Origin of the sequence: Mycobacterium dioxanotrophicus, from assembly GCF_002157835.1 — a bacterium.
GTDB classification, from domain to species: Bacteria; Actinomycetota; Actinomycetes; order Mycobacteriales; family Mycobacteriaceae; genus Mycobacterium; species Mycobacterium dioxanotrophicus.
On record NZ_CP020809.1, the window covers coordinates 4,477,849 to 4,496,002 of the forward strand.

The window sequence follows — 18,154 nt, forward strand, 5'->3', positions numbered from 1 at the left end:
GATGACAATCGACCACCCATGAACGGAAAGGCCCATACTCATGGCCGCAATCAATCTCGAAGAGATCGCGAACAGCCTTGATACCGCACGGCGGGAGCGCAAGCCGATCGCCCCGCCGAGCACGACCTGGCCCGGTCTGGACGCCGACGGCGGCTTCGAGGTCGCGAAGATCGGCGTCGCCAACGCCGTCGCCAACGGAGACCGGCTCGTGGGCTACAAGCTGGGAAACATCGCAAAGGTGATGCAGGAGGCCTTCGGCCTCGGCCAGCCTGACTATGGACATCTCCTGGCCAGCCAGACCGCTTACGAGAACACTGCCCTGGACCTCGACAATTTCATCGAGCCGTTCGTCGAACTGGAGCCCGCGTTCGTCCTGCGTCGGGAGCTTCGTGGCCCCAACATCACCGTGGTCGACGTCATCAACGCCATCGAGTACGCGATGCCGGCGATCGAGATCATCGACTCGCGGGTCAAGGATTGGGCCATCGACCTGCCGGACACGTTGGCGGACAACGGTTCTGTCGGAGCCGTGATCGTCGGCGGCACTCCCCGGCGCCTCACCGAGCTGACGTTGCGCGACACCCGCGGTGTGCTGCGGTTCAATGACCGCGAAGTCATCGCCGGAACGACGGCCAACATCCTCGGCAACCCCCTGGCCGCAGTCGCCTGGCTGGTCAACCGGTTGGCCGAATACGACGTTGTGTTCGAGCCCGGCCAGTTGATCCTGCCCGGCAGCTGCCTGAAGGCGGTCCCCATGCGGGAAGTGGGTCGTTGGTCGGGGACGTTCGAGGGGTTCGGAACCGTCGAATTCGACGTCGTCGATTCCACCAAGAACTGAACACGTCGATCCACAGCGGGAGGTAGTCGCCGTATGCGTCTTGCCAACATCGCCAACCGCGCGACGCTGGTCGGTCCCGACGACCAAATCATCGACATTGCAACCGGATCCGGCGGTAGGTTCGGTACTCGGATTCAGGATTGCTACGAACGCTGGGACGAACTGCTAGATGTCATTGCGGACCTACCTGTGACAGGTCCCGGCCTGTCACAGGTTCCGCTGACCGACTATGGAAGTCCAGCGCCCCAACCGCGTCAGATCTTTGCCATCGGCCTCAACTACGCCGACCACGCAGCAGAGGCCAACCTTGCTGTCCCCGAGGAATTGACGGTATTCACCAAGTTCGTCACTTCCCTGGCCGGGCCTTACGGAACAATCACCCTGCCGCCCGGGACAGTGGACTGGGAAGTCGAGATGGTGACGGTCATCGGGCGAGGAGGTCAGCACATCTGTGCTGAACACGCCTGGGACCATGTCGCCGGTGTCACTGTGGCACAGGATCTTTCGGAGCGCTCGATGCAGCTCAGTGGGGATGCCCCACAGTTCAGTCTGGGCAAGTCGTTTCCAGGTTTTGGGCCGATGGGCCCCGTATTGGCTACCCCTGATGAATTCGAGGATCCCAACAACATCGCATTGGGTTGCAGCATCAACGGCGAACCGGTTCAGAGCGGCACTACTGCCGACATGGTTTTCCCTGTCCCCGAGATCGTCGCGCGCCTGTCGAGAATCACCCCACTATTGGCCGGCGACATCATCTTCACCGGCACCCCAGCAGGCGTTGGTATCGGCAGGTCACCGCAGCGATTCCTCCAACCGGGCGATGAGCTCGTCACCCGTATGCAAGGCGTCGGCGAAATGCGGCACCGACTCCGGTGATCCGGCTGGATCTCGGCGCTGAAAGCTGCTCTCCCCCACGATCTTCAGTCGGCGACCGACGCGTCCTGCCAAATCTCGTCGGTGAGCCGGTCGACGGTGACGTGCATCTGCTGCAGTCCCTCGGGGATACGGTCACGGCCGAACCGGTACCGCGGGGCATTGAGGGACAGCACGGCCACCAGGGTGCCGGAGGAATCGCGTACCGGACGTGACAGCGACAGCAGCCCTTCTTCGAGTTCGTTGTCGATGACTCCGAACCCCTGCTCGCGGACCTGCTCGAGTTCTTTGAGCAGGGTCTTGCGGTCGGTGATGGTGCGCTCGGCGTAGGCCTCGAGGGTTTCCGGCAGCAGCGCAACCACCTTGTCGACCGGCATATCCGCCAGCAGCACCTTCCCGGACGAACTCGCGTGCAGCGGCCACTGTTTGCCGATCATGTTGCCCGACATCACCCCGACCACTCGGGAGCCGATGGCCTCGGCGATCAGGTCCAACCCGTCCTGTGCATTGGGCACCGCCAACGTGGCCGTTTCGTTGAATTTGTCGGCCAGTTCCTGCAGCAGGGGCTGGGCCCGGGCCACCAAGCCGGCGTAGGGATCGGCGCGCCTACCCAACCGTGCCAATTCGCACCCGAGGGTGTAGTTGTTGTCGACCCGGTCGACGAAACCGGTGCGTTCCAGGCTGTAGAGCAGGCGAAACGCGGTCGGGCGGGAAATGCCGACGGCCTTGGCCAGCGTGGTCACCGTCGCACCCGATCGAGGTTGAGCGGCCAACTCCCGCAGCAATCGCACCGCTTTGGTCACCGACTTGTTCGTCAACTCCGTCGGCTCGATCGGCTCGCCCATGCCACATCCCTTCCCCAAGCGCTCACGTCTCGCGGCACACTGCCCCTGGCCTCCACGTATGGTGATTCTAACGCTAAAGCGTTCAATTAGTGAACAAAGTATTCATCGCGACCCCGGGTCGATACCCAGCCCAACAGGCGTGACGCACATGGTGGGCACACCCACCTGGACAATGCGCCGCGGTTGCCACGATGACGTGTCCCGCCCCGCCACTAAGGCCCGGCCGTACCAATACGGCTGCGGTTCGGGCAGTGGGTAATTCGTAGCCAGAAGTCCATTCCATGCACCTGAAGGTTCCCGCCGGATCCTTCCTGCCCAATGAGGCACGCAATCCAGCAAGTTCCAGTTCGAATAACGAACACTGCGTTCATACTGGGTAGTAGCTAGCGGGAGATCCGCGATGAAGTTGCGCCGAGAGGTTCATCCTGTCTTCGAGCGTCTTCGCAAGGTTCCCACACATGTCGCCGGGTTGCCCAACATTTGCCGAGACCGCTCAGGTGCACCCAGTCATATTCCGGGCCGTCCGACATCACGCCCGATGCGCACGAGAGCGTCTTTGCTGCGCTCCTTACCTGGTCAGCGCCGCAAACGCTACCGGATGAGGGGCTTCGGGCCGAGGCAAGAATGGCCCGCGAAAGTACGTCGCGAGGACGCTCCCGCCGCCAGAAGTGTCAGCGACAAGCCGCTCGACCCGCGCGCCGTCGTGAGGCGCGACTGCACTTTTGTGTCGCACGCCATCCTTGACGACCACTGAGGTACGTGGCACAATTTTGATCACCCCGTTCAATAATTGAACATACAGGAAGGGCCAAATCGGCTCGCCCCAGCTGTACAAAACACCCGACCACCCAACGGCAACGGCAGGCGCCAGAACCACACGATCCCGACGAAACTCGACACCAGCGCCCGAATACCGCAGTGAGACAAGGAGTGCACGATCATGTCGACCATCGGCCCTCGATGCACTCGGCAACAGGAAGATGGCCCGGCAACAACTCGACCAAGAAATCATCGAATAGTCAGCGATAGCACCAGATCGAATCGCGGTTTCGCATAATCTCTATCTGCCAATGGTTTTCGGCTTACCCCAGCCGATCCCGAGCCCCACTTACCTGCACCGCACCGCCAACAACAACCAACAAGGAGTACCCGATGAGCGCAAGTTCGACCAAACCCGATCTGGACCTGATGAAGCAGGTAAACCGCCAGTTCGTGAGCGGTGTGACCGTCGTGACCGCGATGGACGGCGAAAAGCCGCGCGGCCTTGCGGTCAACGCGTTCTCAAGCGTCTCACTGGAGCCGCCTACCGTCATGGTCGCTGTGCAGCGGACCTCCTCCACCCACGAATGCCTCTACCGTGCACAGCATCTGGCCATCAATATCCTCTCCACCGACCAACTCGACGTCGTCGGCGTGTTCGCGACCAAGACCGAAGACAAGTTCGCCGGTCTGGACTGGGAGCCCGGACCGTTCGGCAGCCCGCTGATCCAGCGCAGCGCTGCCCGGATGGAAGTCGAGATCCGCGAACGACTCCAGGCCAGCACGCATACCCTGTTCTTCTGTCGAGTCATGCATGCCGAGGTCAGCGACCGCCATGCGATGGTGTACAGCGCCGGGAAATTCTTCGACGGCGGCGCGCTGACGCCCTTGGCGTGATGTGACGCGCTCGATGTACCGACCCGCTCGGTCGACCACCTGATCAATACGAACGAACGCCGTCGCCGATGCTTGGTCATGGATCGTCGATCGCGCACAGGATCCTAGATTTTCCAGGGCATTCCGCCCATGACGACACGGCCCCAAACAGCGCGTAGCCGCGCTGCTCGAAAGGTTTTGGGTGGTGTCCAGCGCGGACAGCCTGCCGACCCCGGTGTGTCACGGCCACCGACGCATCGGCACAACTGAACTCAGATGAACAACTCTGACTGACCGTCGGGGCGACGGAGCCCGTGCCGGTGATTACGCAACTGCAACAAACCGGTGTGTTGCCAACACATAAGACACAACGCACCATTGCAAGGAGTGCACCATGTTTGCGCTGGCTCGACTAGCTTGTTTCATAGCAGTCGCCGAAGAACTCCATTTTGGCCGTGCCGCCGAACGGCTGCACATGACTCAGCCTCCCCTATCACGCCAAATTCAGCAACTCGAATCCGAGTTGGGCGTACAGCTGATCGACCGGACAACGCGGGTGGTGACCCTGACACCCGCCGGCGTTGCGCTGCTCCCCGACGCGCGACGGATCATGCACCTTGCCGAGCGTGCCGCCCTCAACGTAAAGCGCGCGCCGGCAGGCGAAATGGGCACGGTGGTTGTCGGATTCACCGCTACATCTGCCGTGTCGGTGCTGCCTCGGCTGCTCGAAAAGGTACGGGAGAAGCTGCCGGACGTCACGCTGGATCTTCGCGAACTGCCGACAGCCGCTCAAGTTGAGGCGCTGCTTGCCGGCGAACTCGATCTCGGCTTGGCCCGCCCACACTTCAAGCGCCCTGGCCTGGCGTCCCGACCGCTCCTCCATGAACAACTCGTCGCCGCGTTGCCTGCCGCCCATCCGCTAGCACGGTTGCAGCGCCCCTTAACGCTCAGCGATATCGACGGTCACGATCTCATCATGTATTCACCGGTCGATTCCCGTTATTTCCATGAGCTGCTGGTCAGCGCCTTCGCGGCGTCCGGAGTTACTCCGCGCTACGTGCAGTACGTCAGTCAGGTACACACCATGCTTGCTCTGGTGGGTTCTGCAACAGGTATCGCCGTGGTACCGGCATCAGCGGCACACCTGCATTCTGATGCCGTGGTCTTTCGATCGATCGCCGCCATTCGGTCACATCCCGTCAAACTCGACGCCATCTGGCGCGCCGACAGGACCACACCGGCGCTACGACGACTCCTGCGCGATGTCCTGCCGCCACGCGAGTGGATCAACGACGATCGGACCCTGCAAGCGGTCGGGACCACCGCGGTCAGCGGTGTTCCGCACTGCTCTCGTCGTCGGAACGCGTAAACGCACCGGCCCACATCGACATCAACTGCGCAACCGCCTCGGTCGGAGCAGACCAGGCCGACGGTGTCAGGAGCGCTTTCGCTGCCTCCATCTGGCTATCGCCTGCGGTTTTCAGATCGTCGACTGAGGTCTGTACCAGCCGGGCCGTTCGCTCTTGCGCCGTCAGATAGCGATCCACGATCTGTCGATAGCCCTGCAGGCTGAGCCGCAGAGCCCGGTTGGTCTCTTCTTGACTGGCCAGCACCCGTTCCATGGCCTCCAGCGACGCCGTCAAGGTGGACAGCGTGGCCCGTGCGTCCTCGGACTGGTCGGCAAATGTTGTCAGCAGCGAGTCCGACCAGCGGCGAGCGAGCGCCATGTTCCGCTCGGTCGAGGCAAGCAAGAACTCGGCCATCCCCCCGTACGGATCGGGCGTGCTCCCCTGGCCGTGAGATGTACCAGACATGTCCTCTCCTCCTCGCGACGACCGTCACGACGTTCTGGATACCGCGTACGCTGCCGGCAGACGCAATCACGTTGTGCCAGTGAACTCGTCGTGCATGAAACCGACACGGCCACAATCGAACCCCTCGATGAAGGTGGACGGGTTGCGACATTTGGAGATTCTCAGGCTAGCAGCGACCGCAGGGCTATGTGTGACCGATGCCATGTCTAATTGAATTGCAGGCCAAACTGGTCACCGCATGAATCGACTCACTGAGAAGCGCTGCCCGACAATGAGTGTGCGGCACCGCCATGATGAGCAGCGCCGAGAAGTGATTCATTAATTGTTTTAATCGCTCGTCGAACGAGACCACTTCGAAAGTCTTGTTAAGCTGCGGCACCCGAACTCGTCGCCAGAGGCTGACGTGCCACCGGTGTGTCAGGGCGTTTGAGTCCACCGATGACGTTGGAGGGCGATGTGAGTACTCAGACGGAGGTGCCGGCTGCGCGATCGGGGAAACCGCGCCGGCGCACGTTGTATCGCGGGGATCCGGGGATGTGGTCGTGGGTGTTGCATCGCATCACCGGCGCGACGATTTTCTTTTTCCTGTTTGTCCATGTGTTGGACACCGCGTTGGTGCGGGTGAGCCCGCAGGCCTATAACGCGGTCATCGAGACCTACAAAACCCCGATTGTCGGGTTGATGGAGATGGGTCTGGTCGCCGCGGTGCTCTTCCATGCCCTCAACGGCATCCGGGTCATCCTCATCGACTTCTGGGCCCAGGGCCCGCGCTATCAACGCCACATGCTCGCCGTGGCCGTCACCGTATTCGTCATCGCCTTGATCGCCGGACTAGGAGTACTCGGTATGCACATGACGGAGCGGTTCCTGTGAGCGCCCCGGGTGAATCGCGCCTGGGCCGGCCCGCACCGGTACTGGAACGCGAACACGACCGTCCCGCGGCGCTGGATCACCCCCGCGCCCCACGCCGCCCGCGCGGCATCCCCTACTTCGAGAAGTACGCGTGGCTGTTCATGCGGTTCTCCGGGGTGGCGCTGGTGTTTTTGGCGTTGGGGCACCTGTTCATCATGCTGATGTGGCAAGACGGCGTGTACCGCATCGACTTCAACTACGTCGCCACCCGATGGGCCTCGCCGTTCTGGCAGATCTGGGACATGGCCCTGCTGTGGCTGGCCATGATCCACGGCGCCAACGGCATGCGCACCATCATCGGCGACTACGCCCGCAAAAACGTGACCAAGTTCTACCTGAACTCACTGCTACTTTTGGCCACCGGGTTCACCCTGGTGCTGGGCACCTACGTCCTGGTCACCTTCGACGCCAACATCGGGGGCTAACACCATGATTCACCACCATCGCTACGACGTCGTCATCGTCGGCGCCGGGGGCGCCGGCATGCGCGCCGCGGTCGAAGCCGCCCCGCGCGCCCGCACCGCGGTGCTGACCAAGCTCTACCCCACCCGCAGCCACACCGGCGCCGCCCAGGGCGGCATGTGCGCCGCACTGGCCAACGTCGAAGAAGACAACTGGGAATGGCACACCTTCGACACCGTCAAAGGCGGCGACTACCTCGCCGACCAGGACGCCGTGGAAATCATGGCCAAAGAAGCCATCGACGCCGTACTGGACTTAGAGAAAATGGGGATGCCGTTCAACCGCACCCCCGAAGGCCGCATCGACCAACGCCGCTTCGGCGGACACACCCGCGATCACGGCAAAGCCCCGGTCCGGCGGGCCTGCTACGCCGCCGACCGCACCGGCCACATGATCCTGCAAACCCTCTACCAAAACTGCGTCAAACACGACGTCGAATTCTTCAACGAGTTCTACGCGCTGGACGTCGCGCTGACCGACACCCCCGCCGGCCCGGTCGCCACCGGCGTCATCGCCTACGAGTTGGCCACCGGCGACATCCACATCTTCCACGCCAAGGCCATCGTGTTCGCCACCGGCGGGTCCGGGCGCATGTACAAGACCACCTCCAATGCCCACACCCTGACCGGCGACGGCCTGGGCATCATCTTCCGCAAAGGACTCCCGCTGGAAGACATGGAGTTTCACCAATTCCACCCCACCGGCCTGGCCGGGCTGGGCATCCTCATCTCCGAAGCCGTGCGCGGCGAAGGCGGCCGGCTGCTCAACGGCGAAGGCGAACGGTTCATGGAACGCTACGCGCCGACCATCGTCGACCTCGCCCCGCGCGACATCGTCGCCCGCTCCATGGTGCTGGAAGTGCTCGAAGGCCGCGGCGCCGGCCCCAACAAGGACTACGTCTACATCGACGTGCGCCACCTCGGCGAAGACGTGCTGGAAGCCAAACTGCCCGACATCACCGAATTCGCCCGCACCTACCTGGGTGTGGACCCGGTCACCGAACTGGTCCCGGTCTACCCCACCTGTCACTACGTCATGGGCGGTATCCCCACCACCGTGCATGGCCAAGTCCTGCGCGACAACACCAACGTCATCCCCGGCCTGTACGCCGCCGGGGAATGCGCCTGCGTCTCAGTGCACGGCGCCAACCGGCTGGGCACCAACTCGCTGCTCGACATCAACGTGTTCGGCCGCCGCGCCGGTATCGCCGCCGCCGAATACGCCAACAACCACAACCACGTCGACCTCCCCGACAATCCCGCCGACATGGTGGTGGGCTGGGTCGCCGACATCCTCTCCGAACACGGCAACGAACGCGTCGCCGACATCCGCACCGCCCTGCAACAGTCCATGGACAACAATGCCGCGGTGTTCCGCACCGAAGAAACGTTGAAGCAGGCGTTGACCGACATCCACGCCCTCAAAGAGCGCTACTCGCGGATCACCGTGCACGACAAGGGCAAGCGCTACAACAGCGACCTGCTCGAAGCCATCGAGCTCGGGTTCCTGCTCGAACTCGCCGAAGTCACCGTCGTCGGCGCCCTCAACCGCAAAGAATCCCGCGGTGGGCACGCCCGCGAGGACTACCCCAACCGCGACGACACCAACTACATGCGCCACACCATGGCCTATAAGGAAGGTCCCGGCCTGCTGGCCGATATCCGGTTGGACTACAAACCCGTCGTCCAAACCCGCTACGAGCCGATGGAACGGAAATACTGACCGATGAGCCGCTTACGCGAAGAGGAGACGACCCCGTGAGTGCCCCCGTCATCGACAAACCCGAAGCCGGCGACCCGCCCCTGCCCCCCATCCCCGACGGCGCGGTCATGGTCACCCTCAAAATCGCCCGATTCAACCCGGAAAACCCCGACGCCGCCGGCTGGCAAAGCTTCCGCGTGCCCTGCCTCCCCTCGGACCGGCTACTCAACCTGCTGCTCTACGTCAAGGGCTACCTCGACGGCACCCTGACCTTCCGCCGCTCCTGCGCCCACGGCGTCTGCGGCTCCGACGCCATGCGCATCAACGGGGTCAACCGCCTGGCCTGCAAAGTCCTCATGCGCGACCTGCTACCCAAAAAACCCGGCAAACAACTCACCATCACCATCGAACCCATCCGCGGCCTACCCGTGGAAAAAGACCTCGTCGTCGACATGGAACCCTTCTTCGACGCCTACCGCGCCGTCAAACCGTTCCTCATCACCTCAGGCAACCCACCCACCCGCGAACGCATCCAAAGCGCCACCGACCGCGCCCGCTTCGACGACACCACCAAATGCATCCTCTGCGCCTGCTGCACCACCAGCTGCCCCGTCTACTGGAGCGAAGGCTCCTACTTCGGCCCCGCCGCCATCGTCAACGCCCACCGCTTCATCTTCGACTCCCGCGACGAAGCCGCCGCCGAACGCCTCGACATCCTCAACGAAGTCGACGGTGTCTGGCGCTGCCGCACCACCTTCAACTGCACCGAAGCCTGCCCCCGCGGCATCCAAGTCACCCAAGCCATCCAAGAAGTCAAACGCGCCTTAATGTTCGCCCGCTAAAACACCCGCTTCCCGAGCACTTCAGAGACCCCGGTTCTCCAGAAAGGCTGTGACGATGAACAGTTCCCCGCCTCAGATCCCGAATGTCTTGTCTTCGCCCAGTCTCAATCGCGGTGTCGGCTTCACCCGCGAGCAGCGGCGTGAACTCGGACTCACGGGGCGGCTGCCCTCCGGTGTTCTGACCTTGGAGCAGCAGGCCGAGCGCGTGTGGCACCAACTGCAAGGCCTGTCAACAAATCTCGCGCGTAACCTGCTGCTCGATCAGCTGCACTACCGTCACGAAGTCCTGTTCTTCAAGGTTCTCGCCGATCACCTCACCGAATTGACGCCCGTCGTCTATACCCCGACGGTAGCCGAGGCGATTCAACGGTTCTCCGACGAGTACCGCGGTCAGCGTGGCCTGTACCTGTCGGTCAATCATCCCGACGAGATCGAGGACGCATTCAAGACACTCGGGCAAGGACCCGACGATATCGATCTCATCGTGTGCACCGATGCGGAGTCGATCCTGGGCATCGGAGATTGGGGCGTCGGCGGCATCCAGATCGCGGTCGGAAAGCTCGCGCTCTACACCGCCGGAGGCGGTATCGATCCCCGCCGGACCATCGCCGTGTCATTGGATGTCGGCACGGACAACGAGCAACTTCTCAACGACCCGTTCTATGTGGGAAATCGGCACGCCCGCCGTCGTGGTGCGGAATACGACGAGTTCATCCGACAGTACGTGGAGGTCGCCAGCCGGATGTTTCCGCACGCGCTCTTGCACTTTGAGGACTTCGGTCCGGCGAACGCACGCGCGATCCTCGACAAGTACTCGCAAGAACACTGCGTGTTCAACGACGATGTGCAAGGCACCGGCGCCGTTTTGATGGCGGCGATCTACTCCGGACTCCAGGTCACCGGCATTCCGATGAGAGACCAGAAGGTCGTGGTCTTCGGAGCCGGCAGCGCGGGCATCGGCATTGCCGATCAGATCCGCGATGCGATGGTCGCCGACGGTGCGACCAATGAGCAAGCGAGTTCGCAGATCTGGGCGATCGACAGAGCCGGACTGTTGTTCGACGACATGGATGACCTGCACGACTTTCAAAGGCCATACGCCAAATCCCGCCATGCACTCGGTATCGACGCGGACCGTCGAGTTGATCTCGTCGAGGCGATCCGAATCGCGTCGCCGACGATCCTTCTCGGATGCTCCACGGTCGCCGGTGCGTTCACGCGTGAGGTGATCGAGATGATGACAGCATCCACCGGGCGCCCGTTGATCTTCCCCCTGTCCAATCCCACTTCCCACATGGAAGTCAGTCCAGCCCATGCCATCGCATGGTCGAACGGAAACGCTTTGGTAGCAACAGGATCACCTACCCCGCCGGTCATACTCAACGGAACCACGTACACCATCGGTCAGGCCAACAACATGCTCGCGTTCCCCGGTCTGGGCCTCGGCGTCGTTCTGGCACGTGCGACGCAAGTGACCAGGCGCATGCTCGACTCGGCCGCCAAAGCGATTGCGCGTCAAGTAGACCCAACACCGCCCGGGGCCGCGATATTGCCCGATGTCACCAATCTCCCCGAGATATCCGTCCAGGTCGCCGAAGCCGTGTACCGAGCAGCCGTCGCCGACGGCGTCGCGACCAAGACGCATGACGATATCGCCGACGCGATACACAGGACCGTGTGGCGCGCCGGTTACGACGATTAGGAAGCTTCGCACAGAACATGAAAATTGTTCTGGTTCACGTTATTACGCAGCTTGAGGTGATTACGATGAGACCTACGAACAACGTTGGCCAATTCCACCAAAATGCCCGATACACTTTGCGTCTCGATACTAGGGTGGCGATGTGACCCACTTTGACGTCGTCGTTCTCGGAGCTGGTCCCGGTGGATACGTCGCGGCTATTCGTGCCGCTCAACTGGGGCTGAACACCGCCATCATCGAACCCAAGTATTGGGGTGGGGTGTGCCTCAACGTCGGGTGCATCCCGTCCAAGGCGTTGCTGCGCAATGCCGAGCTGGCCCATATCTTCGCCAAGGAAGCCAAGACCTTCGGCATCAGCGGTGAGGCCAGCTTCGACTACGGCGCGGCGTTCGACCGCAGCCGCAAGGTCGCCGAGGGCCGGGTGGCCGGCGTGCACTTCCTGATGAAGAAGAACAAGATCACCGAGATCCACGGCTACGGCACCTTCACGGGCCCCAAGTCGATCTCGGTGAAACTCAACGACGGCGGCACCGACAACGTCACGTTCGACAACGCGATCATCGCCACCGGGTCGTCGACCCGCCTGGTGCCCGGCACCACCTTGTCCGACAACGTGGTGACCTACGAGACCCAGATCCTCTCGCGCGAGCTGCCCGGGTCGATCATCATCGCCGGCGCCGGTGCGATCGGCATGGAGTTCGCCTACGTGCTCAAGAACTACGGCGTGGATGTCACCATCGTCGAGTTCCTGCCCCGCGCGCTGCCCAACGAGGACGCCGAGGTGTCCAAGGAGATCGAAAAGCAGTACAAGAAGCTCGGGGTGAAGATCCTCACCGGCACCAAGGTCGAGGCCATCGCCGATGATGGCTCGGTCGTGAAGGTCACCGTGAGCAAGGACGGCAAGACCGAGGAACTCAAGGCCGACAAGGTGTTGCAGGCCATCGGGTTCGCCCCCAACGTCGAGGGCTACGGCCTGGAAGCCGCCGGGGTGGCGCTCACCGACCGCAAGGCCATCGCGATCGACGAGTACATGCGCACCAACGTGCCGGGCATCTATGCGATCGGGGATGTCACGGCGCTGCTGCAGTTGGCGCATGTGGCCGAGGCCCAGGGCGTGGTGGCCGCCGAGACCATCGCCGGTGCCGAGACGTTGGCGCTCGGGGATTACCGGATGATGCCGCGCGCGACGTTCTGCCAGCCGCAGGTGGCCAGTTTCGGGTTGACCGAACAGCAGGCCAAGGACGAGGGCTACGACGTGGTGGTGGCCAAGTTCCCGTTCACCGCCAACGGCAAGGCCCACGGCCTGGCCGACCCGACCGGGTTCGTCAAACTCATCGCCGACAAGAAACACCTCGAACTGCTCGGCGGGCACCTCATCGGCCCCGACGTCTCCGAACTGCTACCCGAGCTGACCCTGGCCCAAAAGTGGGACCTCACCGCCCATGAGCTGGCCCGCAACGTGCACACCCACCCGACCCTGTCCGAAGCACTACAGGAATGCTTCCACGGCCTCACCGGCCACATGATCAACTTTTGAGAAACGCTGTCCGCCAGTAGATCCGAACTAGTTCCGGGTTCGTGTCGTCACGAGTGACCGTCCGAGGGAGTCAATACACATGGCCATCTCCGTCCAGATGCCCGCGCTAGGTGAGAGTGTCACTGAGGGGACCGTCACCCGCTGGCTTAAACAGGAGGGCGACACGGTCGAACTCGACGAGCCGCTGCTGGAGGTCTCCACCGACAAGGTCGACACCGAAATCCCGGCCCCGGCCGCGGGTGTGCTGACCAAGATCGTGGCCCAGGAAGACGACACCGTCGAGATCGGCGGCGAACTGGCCGTGATCGGTGAGGCCGGCGAAGCCGCCTCCGAAGCCCCGGCCCCCCAGGCCGAAGCCGAGCCCGAGCCGGAGCCGGAGCCCGAACCGGCTGCCCAGGCCCCCGAACCCGAACCGGCCACACAGCAGGCCCCGGCCGCGCAGGCGCCCGCGGCACCGGCGTCGTCGGGCGCGGCGACCTCGGTGGTGATGCCCGAACTGGGCGAATCGGTCACCGAAGGCACCGTGACGCGCTGGCTGAAAAAAGTCGGCGACAGCGTCGGCGTGGACGAACCCCTCGTCGAGGTGTCCACCGACAAGGTCGACACCGAAATCCCCTCCCCGGTCGCCGGCACCCTGCTCTCGATCAGCGCCGAAGAAGACGACGTCGTCGCTGTCGGCGGCGAACTGGCCAAGATCGGCGACGCCGCCGCCGCACCCGCACCGGCCACCCCGGAGCCCAAGCCGCAACCCGAGCCCAAGCCCGAACCGAAGCCCGAACCGAAACCCGAACCCAAGGCCGCCCCAGCACCCGAACCCAAGGCCGAACCCAAGCCGCAACCGGCCCCGCAGCCCAAGGCCGCCCCGGCCCCGCAGCCCAAACCCGCCGCCCCCGCGGCGGCGGCCGGGTCTGCCGATGGCGCCCCCTACGTGACCCCGCTGGTGCGAAAGTTGGCCGCGGAGAACAACATCGACCTCACCGCGGTCAAAGGCACCGGTGTCGGCGGCCGCATCCGCAAACAAGACGTCCTCGCCGCCGCCGACGCCAAAAAAGCACCCCCCGCCCCGGCGGCAGCCGCCGCACCCGCGGCAGCATCACCCGCGGCACCCGCCGCGGCGGCGCCCGCACCGGCGTTGGCGCACCTGCGCGGCACCACCCAAAAAGCCAACCGGATCCGCCAGATCACCGCCAAGAAGACCCGCGAATCCCTGCAGGCCACAGCACAATTGACGCAAACCCACGAGGTCGACATGACCAAGATCGTGGCACTGCGGGCCCGCGCCAAAGCCGACTTCGCCGAACGCGAAGGCGTCAACCTCACCTACCTACCCTTCATCGCCCGCGCCGTCATCGACGCGTTGAAGATCCACCCCAACGTCAACGCCAGCTACAACGAAGACACCAAAGAAATCACCTACTACGACGCCGAACACCTCGGCTTCGCCGTCGACACCGACCAGGGCCTGCTCTCCCCGGTCATCCACAACGCCGGTGACCTCTCCCTCGGTGGGCTGGCCCGCGCCATCGCCGACATCGCCGCCCGCGCCCGCTCAGGCAACCTCAAACCCGACGAACTGTCCGGCGGCACCTTCACCATCACCAACATCGGCAGCCAGGGCGCCCTGTTCGACACCCCCATCCTGGTACCGCCACAAGCAGCCATGCTGGGCACCGGCGCCATCGTCAAACGCCCCCGGGTGATCTCCGACGCCTACGGCAACGAATCCATCGGCGTACGGTCGGTCTGCTACCTGCCCCTGACCTACGACCACCGCCTCATCGACGGCGCCGACGCCGGACGCTTCGTCACCACCATCAAACGCCGGCTCGAGGACGGTGCTTTCGACGCCGAGTTGGGAAAGTAAGCACCCCGCCAGTCGCATACCGTGCCGACGTGAGGTGGCGTCCCGACTTAAAGATGTGACGGTTCCAGCTCGGCCTGCATCCGCGCGTGCTCGCGGCGCACCAATTCGGCGGAGCTGTGATCGCCGAGCGACTCGTGCAGTTCGGCCAGCACCACCCAGGCGGTGTCCTGGTACGGCTCAAGCTGCACCGAGCGTTGCGCCATCACAAGCGCCTGCTCGACCTCCCCGAGGCTCCGGTGATCTGCCGCGAGCGCAGCGGCGGCGGCCGCGGCCGCGCGCTGGAGCCGATCACGTTCTGCGTCAAGGTAAGACGAGCCCGAGATCTCAGGCAGCAATTCCCCGGTGTACAGGTTCATCGCCTCATGCCGTGCAGTCATCCGGCCGTGCAGATCTCCGCGTGCCGACGCGGCCGCCGCCCGGGCCAGCGCATCGGTGAAGTCGCGCACGTCGACGGTGGACCGCTCACCCAGTTCCAGGCGGTAGGACTCGCCGCGACGACCGATGACCAGATCCGCCTGACCGAACATGGTCCGCACGCTCGACACCGCCACCTGCAGGCGGTGGCAGGCGACCGCATGGTCTACACCCGGCCACAGGATGTCCTCCAGGAGTTCGCGGTGATGGTCGCGCCCGGGCGCTGCCGACAGGATCTGTAGGACCCAACGCGCCTGGGGCCGAAGTTGATTCAGTCCTACGATCTCTCCGTCGATCGCGATGTGGTATTCGCCGAAGCAGGTGATCGCCACCGGTGGCAGACTCGCCTCGACCACCTCGGTCGCGGTGGCGATCGCACCCCGGGGCGCGTCGGCGTCCCCGCGACGCAGCAGCGGTACGCCGCAGGTCTCGGCCATCCGGGCAGCTTCGGTCGCCTCCGCGCCGGTCCGCGTCGACGCCAGCAGTCCGAGTACCACCGCCTGCGCACCGCGCGACCGCAGTGTTTGGCTGGCTGCCAGCAGTTGCCGGATCGCGACATCGGTTGCGCCCCGAGCCGCCGCTACCAATTGGCACCACAGCTGCAGCACCGGAGCACCGAGCTCACCGAATATCGTGCTGGCACTGTCCAGTTCGCCGCTGCCGTCCTGGCCCACCCGATTCTTGGCAAGGCCCGCCGCGAACAGCAGCAGTCCGGCGCCCCAGCGATCACCCACCCGTTCGGCGGCGTCGATGATGTCCGAGCAACTCTCCAAGCGCCACAGCGCATCTCGTGACACGATCAGGGAGACTTGTTCCAACCCGTGGCAGAGCCGCGCCACCCACGGCAGTCCCTCGTTTTCGGCTGCCACCGCGATGGTGCTGAACCGCGCGGACGGATCGGCAGCGGCACCGTCGAGTAAATCGAGCGCGGCCAGTGCGAGATCGGCACCGACTGCTGCCAGCACATCGACGGTCCCCTCGGCCGGTACGGTCCCGTCGATCGACTCCAAAAGATTCCGGGCTGAGCTGAGCTCACCGGCGGCCATCGCCGCAAGCCCGCATGTCAACTGTTCGCGGGCATCCATGCACCGGTGGTCGCCGCCGGCGTCGGGCGAGCGGACCAGGGCTTGGCGCAACGACCCGCTCCAGTGATGTGCCAGGGTTCCCGAACCCGGTGCCCGCCTGGCGTGGTCGGCGGACAACCAGGCCGACGCCACACCGGCTTCGTCGCGGCACATCTGTTGATAGTTGGGCTCGTCGTAGAGCGTGCGGGCGTGCCGGTAGGCCTCGACGGCACGCACCAAGGCGCCTTCGCGGACCAAGCGTCGTGCATGCGCCAGCGCCAACCACGGGTCGTGCTGCCAGGTGCTGGCCGGCAGGAGGTGGGCATCATCGAGCGCCGTCGCATCGATACGCGGGCCACCGGTGTCCTGCACGAGGCGCGACACCGAGGACCAGTCGCCGGCCTTCGCGAACGCCCTTGCTGCCGAACGGGTCTCACCGAGCGATTCCAGGACGCCTGCACTCTTGCGGTAGCACTCGCGGGCAGCTGCCGGACCGTACTGCTCGACCAGCGCCAGCTCCAGATGCGACTGCAGCACCTCGTGATAGCGGAAGTAGACACCGCCGTCGTCGGTGAAGGTGAACAGCTGGGCACTTTCCAGGTCTTCGAGGATGCGGTGACTGCCGGTGATTCCCAGCAGGGCATCGCAGGCAGTACCGGAGAGGCGCCCGAGCGTGCAGGTTCGCAACAAGAACTCCCGCCGATCGGCCGGAAGCTCTGCGAGCACATTGCGGGTCAGATAGGAGCGGACCAGTTTGGACCGGCCGCCGAGGCCGGCGACCGCCTGATGACGCTCGACCGCGGTGCGTCCCACGGTGGCCAGGTGGAACAACTGCAGCCCCGCGGCCCACCCGCCGGTGCGACGCGTCAACGCGGCGGCGGCCTCTGGACGCAACGGCTCGCGGTAGACCGAGGCGAACAACTCCTCGACCTCCCAGGACCGGAAACGCAAGTCGTCACTTCCCGTTTCGGAGATCGACCCCGAAACCCGGATCCGGGAGATGTTGAAATCGGGCATCCGGCGCGACCCGCAGATCAGTTGAAGTCCGCGCGGTCGCAGCGAGATGAACTGCTCCAACACCCGCTCGGCCGGGGTGTCCGCGATCTCGTGCACATCATCGAGGATCAAGACGCCACACACGCTCGTCCTGCGATCCAGAGCAGCGAGCAGATCAGCCATCGAACCCGCATCGTCGGTATCGCTCACCGCCGACAGCGCCGCCGCCAAGTGCGCGACCATCCGAGATTCGGTCGAATCGTCGGAGGTGATGCGGTACCACCCCACCGGCCGGTCCGATGCCGTCGCGACATGGGACAGCAGAGTGGTCTTGCCACAGCCGGCGGGCGCCACCACGAGGTCGACGTTAGTTTGCGAGCCGGACAGCAGCGGCCCTTCCAGCCGGGCCCGGGCGAGACCCGAAACCTCGGGCACCCGCAGCTTTTCCTGCAGCACAACGCCGTCAATCATGGTTGTTCGTCCACCTGTCCGAACAATCGACGCTTCCCGCCGGATCGCGCTTCATCTTGCCAGTGATCCTTGCTCGCGTTTCCTGTGGAATACCTTGTGGCGAGCATATGGCCGGGGTCGGCATGCGGGATCGAGTAATGCACTACTCGAATTTTCGGCGCGGGCGCCGCAGGCAATCGTCAGA

General features: G+C 64.2%; 14 protein-coding genes. 11 read left to right on the top strand and 3 right to left on the bottom strand.

All coding sequences use genetic code 11. From position 1 onward, the window contains the following. The first annotated feature begins 40 nt into the window (after positions 1-40). Entirely contained in the window at positions 41-838 is a 798-nt protein-coding gene (locus BTO20_RS21805) for a 2-keto-4-pentenoate hydratase (RefSeq protein WP_087078229.1), read from the top strand. 33 nt (positions 839-871) lie between these two features. After that, positions 872-1,714 carry a fumarylacetoacetate hydrolase family protein gene (locus BTO20_RS21810; RefSeq protein ID WP_087078230.1) on the top strand — a complete coding sequence of 281 codons (843 nt, stop codon included), beginning with the start codon at positions 872-874 and terminating at the stop codon, positions 1,712-1,714. 44 nt (positions 1,715-1,758) lie between these two features. Here the strand turns inward: BTO20_RS21810 and BTO20_RS21815 are convergent, their stop codons facing one another. Beyond that, positions 1,759-2,556 (bottom strand): IclR family transcriptional regulator, encoded by a 798-nt coding sequence (locus BTO20_RS21815; protein ID WP_087078231.1) that lies wholly within the window; start codon positions 2,554-2,556, stop codon positions 1,759-1,761. 1,152 nt (positions 2,557-3,708) lie between these two features. Between BTO20_RS21815 and BTO20_RS21820 the strand changes: the two genes are divergently transcribed. Then, complete coding sequence (locus BTO20_RS21820) at positions 3,709-4,212, top strand: flavin reductase family protein (protein ID WP_087078232.1); 504 nt, start codon at positions 3,709-3,711, stop codon at positions 4,210-4,212. A 373-nt stretch (positions 4,213-4,585) separates the two neighbouring features. After that, on the top strand, positions 4,586-5,560 hold the full coding sequence (locus tag BTO20_RS21825; protein ID WP_087078233.1) for a LysR substrate-binding domain-containing protein: 975 nt from the start codon (positions 4,586-4,588) through the stop codon (positions 5,558-5,560). Here the strand turns inward: BTO20_RS21825 and BTO20_RS21830 are convergent. Further along, positions 5,520-6,005 carry a hypothetical protein gene (locus BTO20_RS21830; protein WP_157680306.1) on the bottom strand — a complete coding sequence of 162 codons (486 nt, stop codon included), beginning with the start codon at positions 6,003-6,005 and terminating at the stop codon, positions 5,520-5,522. The genes BTO20_RS21825 and BTO20_RS21830 overlap by 41 nt on opposite strands. Before the next feature lie 438 nt (positions 6,006-6,443). Here BTO20_RS21830 and sdhC point away from each other — a divergent pair, with 438 nt between their 5' ends. The 7 genes from sdhC to sucB all read left to right on the top strand — a co-directional run bounded on the left by sdhC (position 6,444) and on the right by sucB (position 15,025). Further along, positions 6,444-6,878 carry a succinate dehydrogenase, cytochrome b556 subunit gene (sdhC, locus tag BTO20_RS21835; RefSeq protein ID WP_408632121.1) on the top strand — a complete coding sequence of 145 codons (435 nt, stop codon included), beginning with the start codon at positions 6,444-6,446 and terminating at the stop codon, positions 6,876-6,878. Beyond that, positions 6,875-7,342, top strand: a complete 468-nt coding sequence (locus BTO20_RS21840; protein ID WP_083166605.1) for a succinate dehydrogenase hydrophobic membrane anchor subunit — start codon at positions 6,875-6,877, stop codon at positions 7,340-7,342. Before sdhC ends, BTO20_RS21840 begins: the two co-directional genes overlap by 4 nt. A gap of 4 nt (positions 7,343-7,346) precedes the next feature. Continuing rightward, on the top strand, positions 7,347-9,101 hold the full coding sequence (gene sdhA / locus BTO20_RS21845) for a succinate dehydrogenase flavoprotein subunit (protein ID WP_087078235.1): 1,755 nt from the start codon (positions 7,347-7,349) through the stop codon (positions 9,099-9,101). 35 nt (positions 9,102-9,136) lie between these two features. Continuing rightward, the gene (locus BTO20_RS21850) at positions 9,137-9,922 is read left to right on the top strand and encodes a succinate dehydrogenase iron-sulfur subunit (protein ID WP_087078236.1); all 786 of its coding nucleotides are present in this window, start codon (positions 9,137-9,139) and stop codon (positions 9,920-9,922) included. A gap of 55 nt (positions 9,923-9,977) precedes the next feature. Beyond that, positions 9,978-11,624: an NAD-dependent malic enzyme gene (locus BTO20_RS21855; protein WP_087078237.1), complete on the top strand. Its 1,647-nt coding sequence runs from the start codon at positions 9,978-9,980 to the stop codon at positions 11,622-11,624. 142 nt (positions 11,625-11,766) lie between these two features. Then, positions 11,767-13,161 (top strand): dihydrolipoyl dehydrogenase, encoded by a 1,395-nt coding sequence (gene lpdA / locus BTO20_RS21860; RefSeq protein ID WP_087078238.1) that lies wholly within the window; start codon positions 11,767-11,769, stop codon positions 13,159-13,161. A gap of 79 nt (positions 13,162-13,240) precedes the next feature. Continuing rightward, positions 13,241-15,025 carry a 2-oxoglutarate dehydrogenase, E2 component, dihydrolipoamide succinyltransferase gene (gene sucB, locus BTO20_RS21865; RefSeq protein WP_087078239.1) on the top strand — a complete coding sequence of 595 codons (1,785 nt, stop codon included), beginning with the start codon at positions 13,241-13,243 and terminating at the stop codon, positions 15,023-15,025. Positions 15,026-15,072: 47 nt separating this feature from the next. Here the strand turns inward: sucB and BTO20_RS21870 are convergent, their stop codons facing one another. After that, complete coding sequence (locus tag BTO20_RS21870) at positions 15,073-17,970, bottom strand: BTAD domain-containing putative transcriptional regulator (protein WP_087078240.1); 2,898 nt, start codon at positions 17,968-17,970, stop codon at positions 15,073-15,075. Positions 17,971-18,154: the final 184 nt, after the last annotated feature.